The 9,817-nt window shown below is 59.1% G+C and carries 13 protein-coding genes and 1 pseudogene; 7 read left to right on the forward strand and 7 right to left on the reverse strand.

From position 1 onward, the window contains the following. A pseudogene (locus tag EOC06_RS41670) lies at window positions 1–386 on the reverse strand (Sir2 family NAD-dependent protein deacetylase); the annotation flags it as partial. A 40-nt stretch (window positions 387–426) separates the two neighbouring features. Next, window positions 427–735, reverse strand: coding sequence for a hypothetical protein (locus EOC06_RS04345; protein WP_127318144.1), 309 nt, complete (start codon window positions 733–735; stop codon window positions 427–429). A gap of 330 nt (window positions 736–1,065) precedes the next feature. On the opposite strand from EOC06_RS04345, the gene EOC06_RS04350 reads away from it, so the two are divergent. Together EOC06_RS04350 and EOC06_RS04355 are read left to right on the forward strand one after the other, a co-directional pair. Continuing rightward, the gene (locus EOC06_RS04350; RefSeq protein ID WP_127331618.1) at window positions 1,066–1,239 is read left to right on the forward strand and encodes a hypothetical protein; all 174 of its coding nucleotides are present in this window, start codon (window positions 1,066–1,068) and stop codon (window positions 1,237–1,239) included. Window positions 1,240–1,278: 39 nt separating this feature from the next. Further along, window positions 1,279–1,776 (forward strand): metallophosphoesterase family protein, encoded by a 498-nt coding sequence (locus tag EOC06_RS04355; protein ID WP_127266460.1) that lies wholly within the window; start codon window positions 1,279–1,281, stop codon window positions 1,774–1,776. Between the two features lie 258 nt (window positions 1,777–2,034). On the opposite strand, the gene EOC06_RS04360 is transcribed toward EOC06_RS04355, so the two are convergent. Continuing rightward, window positions 2,035–2,466, reverse strand: coding sequence for a hypothetical protein (locus tag EOC06_RS04360; RefSeq protein WP_127318150.1), 432 nt, complete (start codon window positions 2,464–2,466; stop codon window positions 2,035–2,037). Window positions 2,467–2,751: 285 nt separating this feature from the next. Between EOC06_RS04360 and EOC06_RS04365 the strand changes: the two genes are divergently transcribed. Genes EOC06_RS04365 through EOC06_RS04375 form a run of 3 tightly spaced genes read left to right on the forward strand, consistent with a single transcriptional unit; the run spans window position 2,752 to window position 4,898 of the window. Further along, window positions 2,752–3,789: a glycosyltransferase family 2 protein gene (locus tag EOC06_RS04365; RefSeq protein ID WP_164761561.1), complete on the forward strand. Its 1,038-nt coding sequence runs from the start codon at window positions 2,752–2,754 to the stop codon at window positions 3,787–3,789. Then, window positions 3,764–4,456 (forward strand): class I SAM-dependent methyltransferase, encoded by a 693-nt coding sequence (locus tag EOC06_RS04370; RefSeq protein ID WP_127318152.1) that lies wholly within the window; start codon window positions 3,764–3,766, stop codon window positions 4,454–4,456. The genes EOC06_RS04365 and EOC06_RS04370 overlap by 26 nt, the downstream gene beginning before the upstream one ends. Then, complete coding sequence (locus tag EOC06_RS04375) at window positions 4,434–4,898, forward strand: GtrA family protein (protein WP_127266457.1); 465 nt, start codon at window positions 4,434–4,436, stop codon at window positions 4,896–4,898. The genes EOC06_RS04370 and EOC06_RS04375 overlap by 23 nt, the downstream gene beginning before the upstream one ends. A gap of 4 nt (window positions 4,899–4,902) precedes the next feature. On the opposite strand, the gene EOC06_RS04380 is transcribed toward EOC06_RS04375, so the two are convergent. The 4 genes from EOC06_RS04380 to EOC06_RS04395 all read right to left on the reverse strand — a co-directional run bounded on the left by EOC06_RS04380 (window position 4,903) and on the right by EOC06_RS04395 (window position 8,200). After that, window positions 4,903–5,526, reverse strand: a complete 624-nt coding sequence (locus tag EOC06_RS04380; protein WP_127318154.1) for a hypothetical protein — start codon at window positions 5,524–5,526, stop codon at window positions 4,903–4,905. Further along, window positions 5,513–6,760, reverse strand: coding sequence for a hypothetical protein (locus EOC06_RS04385; protein ID WP_127331612.1), 1,248 nt, complete (start codon window positions 6,758–6,760; stop codon window positions 5,513–5,515). The genes EOC06_RS04380 and EOC06_RS04385 overlap by 14 nt, the downstream gene beginning before the upstream one ends. After that, a complete protein-coding gene (locus EOC06_RS04390) occupies window positions 6,757–7,044 on the reverse strand; it encodes a hypothetical protein (RefSeq protein ID WP_127318158.1) in 288 nt (95 codons plus the stop codon). Before EOC06_RS04390 ends, EOC06_RS04385 begins: the two co-directional genes overlap by 4 nt. Window positions 7,045–7,267: 223 nt before the next feature. Further along, complete coding sequence (locus tag EOC06_RS04395; protein ID WP_128307173.1) at window positions 7,268–8,200, reverse strand: lipid kinase; 933 nt, start codon at window positions 8,198–8,200, stop codon at window positions 7,268–7,270. A gap of 603 nt (window positions 8,201–8,803) precedes the next feature. On the opposite strand from EOC06_RS04395, the gene EOC06_RS04400 reads away from it, so the two are divergent. Both EOC06_RS04400 and EOC06_RS04405 read left to right on the forward strand, forming a co-directional pair. Next, window positions 8,804–9,067 (forward strand): hypothetical protein, encoded by a 264-nt coding sequence (locus tag EOC06_RS04400; protein WP_128307174.1) that lies wholly within the window; start codon window positions 8,804–8,806, stop codon window positions 9,065–9,067. Further along, window positions 9,051–9,314 carry a hypothetical protein gene (locus EOC06_RS04405; RefSeq protein WP_127396655.1) on the forward strand — a complete coding sequence of 88 codons (264 nt, stop codon included), beginning with the start codon at window positions 9,051–9,053 and terminating at the stop codon, window positions 9,312–9,314. Before EOC06_RS04400 ends, EOC06_RS04405 begins: the two co-directional genes overlap by 17 nt. The last annotated feature ends 503 nt before the right edge of the window (window positions 9,315–9,817 follow it).

Consider the following 9,817-nt stretch of genomic DNA (forward strand, 5'->3'; position numbering starts at 1 on the left):
ACGTAGTCCCGACCGTATATCTCATAAGCCAGTTCCAGATTCCGATCATAGTTAGTTGTGTAGATGACAGGGAATTCGAGCCTCACGATGAGACGATGCAACTCGGATTTCTCGATCCGGTCCTTGGGGACGGACCAGTTTCTGTCCATCCAACTGCGAAGTGGCCCGATGCTGCCATGCTTGATGCGATAGTACTCGGCCAGGGTTTGAAAACGATCGCGTCGCGTGGAAAATTCGTCGTCGACGCCGAGCTCCTTTGCCATTCGCTCTATCAGCTTCTCCCAGGAGGGTAGTCCAACGCTGATCGACACCCCTGCCCCAACAAACAGAATTGCGCTGCGATGGCGAATTGCGTTGGCGAGCGAATCTACAGGGTCATCGTTCATCAAGTCTTTCGAGGCCACCGCGCAGGTCGACCTTCCTCCCTCACATCTGGTCGTTATTAGGCTCCTTGGTGATCCCCACCTGCCTGGCCAGCTCGGAAAACGGTGGCACACTCGCTTCGAACTGCTTGGTGTTAGCCAGCCGCAAAAGCCGCAAAGGGAAACACACTGCGTCGCGGTTAGCCGGCGACATATCCTCGAAGAGGCGCTCATCAACCGTGAACGAGGCTTCCGCGTTTTTCAACGCCGTGTCGATATCATCGACCGAGAGAAGGCCTCTGCGGACCAAGGCGTTATTGACGGCCGCGACCGCCATAAGCAAACCTTCCAATTGCAGGTTGGCGACGTTCATGGGCCATTGTCCTTCATACCATTGGGAGCCCGTCGATAGATAATCCTGCTCCGGAGGCCTTGTGCCGTGCCGGTGATGGGGTTGCCGGCTTGCTAGAGCGTTTCGGCTGCGCGGCGGCGCCGGGATTGGCATCTGGTGGCGCCATGGCTTGGATCTCCGCTGGGCTGCTGGACAACTCTCCACATGCCTCGAGGTTCCGGATCGCCATGGCAACCTTGCAAAGGCAGAGGCAAGGCTTCTCGCTGTCCTACTACCGTGGGGCGCACGAGGTGATCGCGGGAACAACCCGGCACCGTGATGGCTCGGTGGCATCAAAGGTGATAGAGAACGATGGGTAAAAAGCCTAAACAGCACACAGAAGCCACAGATCGTGAAAAGGCGATCGAAGCTCTCTACTTTGCGCGCAAGTGCGGCCTCACCAAGGAAGAGGCACTCAAGATGCTCAGGGAAGCCCAAATCAGGATCGATGATGGACCCCAAAGCCGCTCCGGCAACCGAACTTAGAAGCGATCGTCGAGCGCTCATCTCAGCCAGCGGCGGCGCATGATCTTCTTCACCTCCGACACGCATTTCAACGATCCCCGCATTCTGCGGCTCGACCCCCGCCCCTTCAGTTCATTGGTGGCCCACGACCAGGCACTGACTGAACTTTGGAACGAGACTGTTGCTCCAAATGACGAGGTTTGGCACCTCGGCGACTTCGCCAAGGGATCGGCCGAGACAGTGTCTTCGCTGCTGTCCTGCCTCCACGGCACCAAACACCTGATCATCGGCAACAACGACGGCATGGTAACGCTCCGCGCTTCGGCTTGGGCTAGCGTGCAACACTACAAGGAGCTAACTGTCGAGGGCAGTTTCTTGGTTCTTTGCCACTACCCGTTCCGCACCTGGAACAAGATCGGCAAGAAATCGATAAACCTGCACGGCCATTCTCATGGCCGGCTGAAGCCAATGACGCGCCAGCACGACGTCGGCGTCGACGCCTGGGATTTTCGCCCAGTCACCTTTGCTGCCATACAGGCCAGGCGCCGCCGAGATTGAGGTTAGCGCAGCAGATGGCGAACGATCGATGTTTTCACGTGGTGATGCTAGCCGCAAACAGGATTCCAGAATCCTGCCCCTGGAGTATTGCAGCCATGCTGGAACGCACCGCGAGTAAACTGGGACCGAGGAGCGCCCCACCCGTCTGCACAGCCGTGGGACAGGCGCCGACCCCGTCGTCAACACGGCGCTCCACTGGCGCCCCAATCGTTCATCCACCTCGCTTGAAACGAGCTTCAATCGCCGTCCTTGGCGACCTCAGTGCCACATTCTCTCTCTAAGCCACTTAAGAAACCTGTTCCCTCCGATTGCCCGGCGGACTCTAGCGGCAGCCCACTGCCCTCTGAACGTGGTTCCGACATGGCAACTGCAGAGGATGTCATGCAACTCCCCGTCAGACAGTTCGAAGAAGCGCTTTGCTGCCCCATAGGTGTCATCCTTCAGGCCTAACGCACGCAGTAGCGGGTCCTCGAAGGCCACAGTAATTGGCGAGCCCTCACCGCGCGCTGCGTCGCGAGCTTCCCGCTTCAGATACTCAGTGCCGGTAAGCGCTGTCAGGCGTCGCTCGGGATGTTGTTCCAGCAACTCTGCCCAGCGCTCAATGCGCTGTTGCCGGGTCATGATCGGGTATGTCGACAGGGGTTCTACTTCTGCAATTGTCTGCAGTTGGCTTAAAGTTTGGTGTTCCATCGTCGGCTCCTTTGGTCGAAGTCCCTTCCCCTCAAAAATTATCGCGCGCCGACGCGCTGACAAGAGCTGGCAAGGCGGCCACTTGCCCGACAATGATTGCGAAACAGCGCATTGCTCCGCCGGCGCGCGAAACGATATCTCATCCCAAATCAGACCGAAGCCGTTCAGAACGAACAGCTCGCCACCCGCCTGCAACAACTAATTAAATTAGTAATGCCTTATGGAACTTTGAGGCTGGCGTTTCATTTGATCGGCATGGAGGCCTCTGTAATCCAAAGTGCCGGGATGAGAGCGAACGTGTCGCTGCGCTACTCGCTGGTTCTGCCGATATACAACGAGGAACAAGTGCTGCCTCGTCTGATCGAGCGGATCAGGTTGCTAATCCACCAGCTGGACGGTGAGACAGAGGCTATTTTCGTCGATGACGGAAGCAGCGATGGCAGCGTCACTTACCTTCGGCGTGTGGTCGCCGCCGAGCCTCGTTTTCGGCTAATCGAGCTTTCCCGCAATTTTGGGCACCAGATAGCAATCACAGCCGGTATGGACGCCGCCCAGGGGGATGCCGTCATCGTCATGGATGCCGATCTCCAAGACCCACCCGAGGTGGTTCTCGATCTGGTGGCGAAGTGGAAGGAAGGTTTCGAAATTGTCTATGCCCGGCGCGTCAAACGCGAGGGCGAATCCTGGTTCAAGCGCTTCACGGCAAGTCTCTTCTATCGCTTGCTGGAAAGGATGACGACCGTTGACATTCCGCGCGACGTTGGAGATTTCCGGTTGGTCGGTCCCAAAGCGCTGAGAACTTTCAGGCAGATGCCCGAACAGGATCGCTTCGTCAGGGGCATGTTTGGCTGGATGGGATTCAAGCAGGCGTCGGTGCCTTTCGAGCGCCCGGCACGAGCCCATGGCCAGACCAAATACCCATTCTGGAAGATGGTGCATCTTGCTGTGCACGCCATCGTCAGCTTCTCGGAGCAGCCGCTGCGCCTGGCGCTCTGGGGTGGCTTGGCCATTTCTGCGCTGGCCATAGCCTTTGGTGCCTACGCCATCTACGCCTGGGCCTTTGAAACCGGCATTGTTGCCGGCTGGACATCCACCGTGATGATCGTGTCGCTCCTGTGCGGCATCAACCTCTTCATGACCGGCGTGGTCGGATTGTATGTCGGCAGCATCCACGCCGAAGTAAAACGGCGCCCGCTTTACGTGATCGATCGCCTCACCGGCTTCGACCGGGCCATGTCTGCCGTCCCCGGCAAGAGCCGCCGCCCGCCTCGAAAATCCCGGATTGGAGTCCCGGCCAATGTCCGAACCCTTCGACAGCTATAGATTCAATTATGGTGAGACGGTCCAGGGATCGATCCGCTTTTCAGGGCTTAAGCACGACTTCTTTCTCATGGCGAAGGCCGAGTTGCTGCGACGCGTTGTGGTCGAGCGGGTGCTTCGTCATGCCGGCTCGGATGTGCGGGCGCTTGATGTCGGCTGCGGCGTAGGTGCGCTCCATCCCTATCTCAAAGGCGTCTTCGAGTCCCTGGACGGCTGCGACATCTCGCAGGAATCGATCCTGCGTGCGAGGCAGGAAAATCCGAGCGTCACATACAGGGCCTGCACCAGCCTGAACCTGCCATACGACAATGGGGTCTTTGATCTGGCCTTCGGCAGCTGCGTCGTCCATCATGTACCGCCAGCTTCCTGGCTCGGGTTCATGCGCGAGATGCGGCGCGTCGTGCGCCCGGGCGGTGTCGCCTGCATCATCGAGCACAATCCCTATAACCCGCTGACGCGTCTGGCTGTGTTCCGGTGTCCCTTCGACCATGACGCGGTGCTGCTCAGCGCAGCCAAAACAGCGTCCCTCCTTCAAGAAGCAGGCTTCAGCAACATCCGATCCGAGCACTTCCTGCTGCTGCCGTCGGGCAGGTCCTTGGCCCGAAAAGTCGAGCGCGCGCTCGCCCCCCTGCCGCTGGGGGCACAGTATGCGTGTAGTGCGCATGCATGAGCATCGGCCTGCCGGCGACGACTCCCTGAAGCTACTGGCACGCTTCGGCCTGGTCGGCATCGCTGCCACACTTCTGTATGCCGCTTTGGTTGCTGCTTTTTCCAAATCGGAATGGCTCGGTTTAACGCCCATCCATGCCTCGCTTGGGGCATATGCCGCAGCCACCCTGTTTTCGTATCTAGCCCACAAATCCCTGACGTTCGTGTCGGGCCGATCGCATCGAACTGAAGCTCCGCGTTTTCTCCTGCTGGGGGCAACAGGCTTGGCCATTGCCTATGGGGCGCCGGCGTTGCTGACGGTAAAGCTGGGCTTGCCGCTCATCATTCCCGTGCTGATTACGTGCTTGCTTGTCCCCGGCATCAATTTCTTCGTGCTTGACCGGTGGGTTTTTGCCGGACGCATTCCCGGTCGGCACGGCAATCGCTCCCGCCAGAGGCAATAATGCTCTAAATGGCGTCCAGTCGAAACGACACCAATTTGATGGAGCGCTTGTAAATGTCGCTGGCGGCCTGGCTGGGCGGGATCCCGTCGAGATAGTCAAAGGTCATTTCGAACGTGCTGGCGTCCGAAAAAGCTGCGTGCGGAATGACGAACGAGACGGTTATCGGTTGCTTGCCCGACAGTGTGACCTTATGCACGGACACGCCATGCACCGAGATTATTACCCTCTGCGTCATCTGTGGCGGACGAATGACAGCGGCCATTTGTAGCGTTGCCTTGAGACCGTCGCGAAGCGGCGGTATCTGCAGGCGAAGCCGCGAGGTCTCGCCCAGCGAATGCGTGCCGTCGGCTGCCGGCCCCGACCAGCCACAAACTTTCATGCCGGCAACCCGTTTGGCGCCATCGGACCGGAAGGACACTGTCTGGCCGAGTGAGTAGCTGCCAATGGCATCGCGGTTGAGGCATGTCGTCGTGCGGTCGATGTAATAGGCACGATAGTCGGCGTGGACATTCGGATGGAGAGCCAGCGCAAGGATGGCGAGTTCGGACACGGCCAGAACCGCGGCGAGCGCGTAAGCGCCAAGCGAGATAGCGCGTCCATGGGGGTTGAGGGTGTCAGACCAAAGCAAGGTAGCCCCCAATCCATGCCACCGTCATGAAATAGCAGGCGACCAGGAAGAGAACCAAAGCGGCGAGCCAGGTCAGTTTCGACGCCGACAACAGGACGGCCATCAACATTATAAGAGGCGCCAGCCCAATGACGTATCTGACCATGGAGGCCAGATTCGTTATCAATGGCACGAGAATGCAGATCGCGCAGAAGACCCCAGCGCCATATTGCTTGCGAGCCACCAGCACGACTGATAGCGCCAGCCCGACGATCGCTGCGAGCGCACTCCATTGCGGCGCCGTGGGCAGCCACCCGGTCTTGGGAAATGCTGAGAGTCCGTCCCATAGAAACAGGAGCGGGTTCCCAGCCACTCGTCCAAAGGCGCGTTGGACGTGCAGAAAGGCAAAGCCGTCGCCGACAGTGACATACAAAAACAGGATGTAGGCAAACAAGCCGGCAGGCGAGATAAAGATAGCGACGAGCTGATCCGGTCGACCGAGCACCCAACGCGGAAAGGAGAGTGGTGAGCCGCCCCGTTCGCGATGCTGCTGGAACATTTGAATGACGGTCGCAAAGACGACAAGGACCCCAACGAGCCTCGTTGCCGAGAGGAGCGCTGACGAGACGCCAGCGACGGGATAGCTGGAGCGTTTGAGTGCCAGGAAGACAATCGAGGTCAGGAGCACGAAAAGAGGTTCGGAAAGGAAAGTTGTGAAGTGGAAGGAGAACGGGCCGCTAAGCAGAAAAGCGCAGTACAGTACATAGGCCCGCATGTTCTTCTCCAACAGCGGCCATGCCACCAGACACGCGGCGTAGCTGCATGCAATCGAAGTGATCGTCGCGACCAGTATCGTGGCGAAGGGGAAAATCGCCCGGATCACCGCTACCAGCATCGGATAGAATGGAAAGAAGCCCCATCGTCCGACGTTGCTTTGGTTTGGGATGGGAAAGCGCTCGTAGCCGCGTTCGGAAATATCCAGATACCAGTGGCAATCCCATCGGCAGAGCGCACGAGCATAAGACTCGAAGCCTGGTTCCGCCAACGTTGAAGCAACAGCGGCATAACGAATAGCAAGTCCGGCGACACCGAACAGGAGCGGGACTGTCACGACCGCTGCCGCTACCATGTGGCGCTTGTTGATCGTCGAGCCGTAGTCGGGGAAAATCTCGAACTGCTCTGGGTGGTCTTTCGAGGGTGCATGGCGGGGGCTCTTGATGGCCGTGACGAGATTCTCAGTCCCGGATTTTCTCATAGCAGAGCACCGGCGCGGCACGTTTCCATCCTCTGATGGGGGCCAAATTCCGCCGTGACCAAACCGCCGACCGTGGCCTTGCCATCTTCATTGTCAACCGGCGGGGCGTGTCCGATGGGGTTCAACTTGTCCGGCGCCGTTGCCTTCTTCGGCGTGTCGATCGAGAAGAGGAAGTTGTAGGTCGCAACGCCGACGCTGGCCCGACGGTCGTCGAGCAGTTCCAGATGGGTGACGCCTATCGTCACCTCGTGGCCAAAGTCGATGCCAGTCTGTTCCCGCACCATGTGAGGGATTCTGGAGCGCGGCTGGCGATCGTCAAGAGGTTGCTAATATTCGAGCGGCGAAGGGCAACAAATCTTTGGCCCTGCTTCTAAGCGAGCGTTTGGAGAATACCCGCGGTGCGTGGAAGGCGCCTTTGAAGCGCGTCGAGAACACGATAATCATGCATGCCTCGGCGGCCGGACGAGCTATTGCGCAGCCTTGACACCGGGATGGTCGCCCGACAAATCAAAGGTCCGCACCGAATGCTCCTTCTGTGCGACGTCGAATGCCCACGGGCGGAGGCGCAAAGACCGAGATCGCCTTTGGGTGGACCTTGAAATGAGCTGGTGTCGAGGTGACGATCTCACCATCGGTGTTGACCGGCATCGGCTTCTCCGTCTCGATGTCGAACTCGACGCACCTAGCCGTCCGAACCTCTCGCCAGGCGCCATGCGTTCCAGAACGGAAGGAGCGGAGCATCAGCGCCAGTTTCCAGAGGTTCGTCATTTCCAAGCTATAGAGATCGAGATGTCCGTCATCGATCTCGGCCGTCTCTTCCACCACGTTGCCGCCCCCGTAGTGACGACCGTTTCCCACCGCAATCTGGTAGGTTTCGACGTCGGTCGCTGCGCCTTTCTCAATAATCTTCGCGTGGAACCGCGTGGCCCGCGTCAACACTTTAACCGCCGCCAGCGCATAGCCGAGCCTGCCGAAACGCTTCTTCAAAGTGGGATCTAGACCCTTCGCCAGTTCAGTGCTGAGTCCGATACTCGCGACGTTGAAAAAGGCATTGCCATTGACCGTGCCGATATCGATCTGCCGAAGTCGGCCCCGCACGATCACGTCAGCGGCCTGCAGAAGATCCATGGGGATGTCGAGTGTGCGAGCGAGGTCATTAGCCGTTCCCATAGGGATAATGCCCATCGGCAGGCGGCTTTCCACTACAGCCATCGCCGCCGCCGACACCGAACCATCGCCACCGCACACGACCACAAGGTCGGCCATTTGGCGTAGGCGAACTATGTCACTGGCAATCTCCGGCAAGGCCTCGAACGTTTCGACAGTGACGGAAAGCCGGCCGCGCTCCAGCCGCTCCACAATCGGGGCGATCATCTCCTGGCCGCGCCGCGCCTTTGGATTGAGGAGCAGCAATGCGCGCCTTGTGGCTAATTTGCTCATTCAAAGATCGATCCGATGGGTTCATGACGCATCACATAGGGCGGTTGCTCATTCGACCGCAACCGAAGCTTTCGACTCAAACCGGACCTACCTCCGCCGCGACGTTGCGAACGGCGCAATTTGCGACATCCAGCGGTCCCCAGGATCGCTATTCGAGTTCGTGGACCGTCACGCCGGCACAGCCGTCTTGGCAATCGCATAGGTGCTGGCGATGCGTGAGATAGGCCACTTGGCCAGCACATGTCATTCCCCAAACAACTTGAAACCTCCTCGAGTGGACATGGTCGAAGGTTTCCATGATCATCGGCGCGCCTATCTATCGCGCGAAAGCTTGAAAGCGCGGTCGATCGCATCGCGGATATGTCCCGGGGCGGATTTCAGATCGTCCTTCGGTGCGCCGCTTTGCTCCGGAACGTCGCCGGCGTCCCGCTGGAGCCTGCGACAGAAGATGCGCTCAAGCCCATTGCCGGAGAGATTTAAATCGGCAGGGCCAGATCGGCCTGGCTCCTGTAAAATCTGGAGCCGGGTCGCGATTGGCCGGAACCAAACAGAACAGCCGTAATTATCAGCCGAAGGGACCGCAACCGCATAGGAAGCGGAACGATGGCTGAAATTCTTGATTTCGAACTTGGCAGTTCAAGGTTGCGCGTCAAACGCGCCGAGAAATCGTTGAAGCGCGCAAAGGAAGAAACGGACAGGAAAAATGGCGTGGTGAATATCGCCCTGTGCTGCAGGATCCGGGCAGCTCAACAGCGCGTGACGGAGGCCCCAGGAGCGCCAGACCAATATCTATACGTGGGCGGCCTCCAAATCACCCCGAATGGACATGAAATGGCGAGGAGTTGCCGTCATGACAATACTGTTTGAGCCGCTGGACTCGGATTACCACAAGCGCAGCGTGCTTTATCACGCCACGCGGTTGTCGATGCTCCACGATCGAATGCTGATGCGTTTCAACAAGGTTGACGAAGCGGCCGACAAGGTTGAAGCCGCAGCGGCCGTGCTGGTCGATGTCACCCACGGCTCTGCCGTCGACGCGTTCCAAGACGCGGTGTTCCGGAATTCGTCGGCAGATTTCCTTCAGATGGAAACAGGCCAGACCCTTGGGCTCTGATGCGAGGGATGACGCCAGTGTTTCGGCAGCTAGGGCCGCCTGCGCCCGCTTGGGGCGTCTCAATGTAGCATTCTGCATTATCTGGATCGGCGAGCGGTCCAGACGGTCTTTCCCGCATTCGAGGCAGCGGCCGCGAATGCGGCATCATAGTGAATACCGATTTCCATTCTCGTCGGCCTTTGGTGGCCCGAGAGGAAACCGAAGGGAACTGACTGCGGCGACCGCCTACGTCATCGAGACGCTCGACCGGGTTCCGGCGCAGCTTCGCGTGGTCCGCATCACCCGCCCCAAATAGACTTCTGCGAGACGGTGGTGCAACCGTCACCCGGAGCGGCCCCCATCGCCGGCGGCCCGCTAACGCCGGCGTTGCTGGCGCAAGTTCGCCGCCCTTTCGGACGCCTTAATTGTGGTTTGAGTGCGCCGTCGAAAACAGTCTCAAGTTCCCCACCGACGGCCTGACGGACGCGTCGGCCCCCCCGCATTTACTCTTTGGTAACCCTCCG

This window comes from Mesorhizobium sp. M7A.F.Ca.MR.362.00.0.0 (assembly GCF_004023175.1).
GTDB lineage: Bacteria > Pseudomonadota > Alphaproteobacteria > Rhizobiales > Rhizobiaceae > Mesorhizobium.

Coding starts and splice junctions, on each gene's coding strand:
- EOC06_RS04345 (WP_127318144.1), bottom strand. CDS start 735: ATGAACGTCGCCAACCTGCAATTGGAAGGTTTGCTTATGGCGGTCGCG.
- EOC06_RS04350 (WP_127331618.1), top strand. CDS start 1,066: ATGGGTAAAAAGCCTAAACAGCACACAGAAGCCACAGATCGTGAAAAG.
- EOC06_RS04355 (WP_127266460.1), top strand. CDS start 1,279: ATGATCTTCTTCACCTCCGACACGCATTTCAACGATCCCCGCATTCTG.
- EOC06_RS04360 (WP_127318150.1), bottom strand. CDS start 2,466: ATGGAACACCAAACTTTAAGCCAACTGCAGACAATTGCAGAAGTAGAA.
- EOC06_RS04365 (WP_164761561.1), top strand. CDS start 2,752: ATGAGAGCGAACGTGTCGCTGCGCTACTCGCTGGTTCTGCCGATATAC.
- EOC06_RS04370 (WP_127318152.1), top strand. CDS start 3,764: ATGTCCGAACCCTTCGACAGCTATAGATTCAATTATGGTGAGACGGTC.
- EOC06_RS04375 (WP_127266457.1), top strand. CDS start 4,434: ATGCGTGTAGTGCGCATGCATGAGCATCGGCCTGCCGGCGACGACTCC.
- EOC06_RS04385 (WP_127331612.1), bottom strand. CDS start 6,760: ATGAGAAAATCCGGGACTGAGAATCTCGTCACGGCCATCAAGAGCCCC.
- EOC06_RS04390 (WP_127318158.1), bottom strand. CDS start 7,044: ATGGTGCGGGAACAGACTGGCATCGACTTTGGCCACGAGGTGACGATA.
- EOC06_RS04395 (WP_128307173.1), bottom strand. CDS start 8,200: ATGAGCAAATTAGCCACAAGGCGCGCATTGCTGCTCCTCAATCCAAAG.
- EOC06_RS04400 (WP_128307174.1), top strand. CDS start 8,804: ATGGCTGAAATTCTTGATTTCGAACTTGGCAGTTCAAGGTTGCGCGTC.
- EOC06_RS04405 (WP_127396655.1), top strand. CDS start 9,051: ATGACAATACTGTTTGAGCCGCTGGACTCGGATTACCACAAGCGCAGC.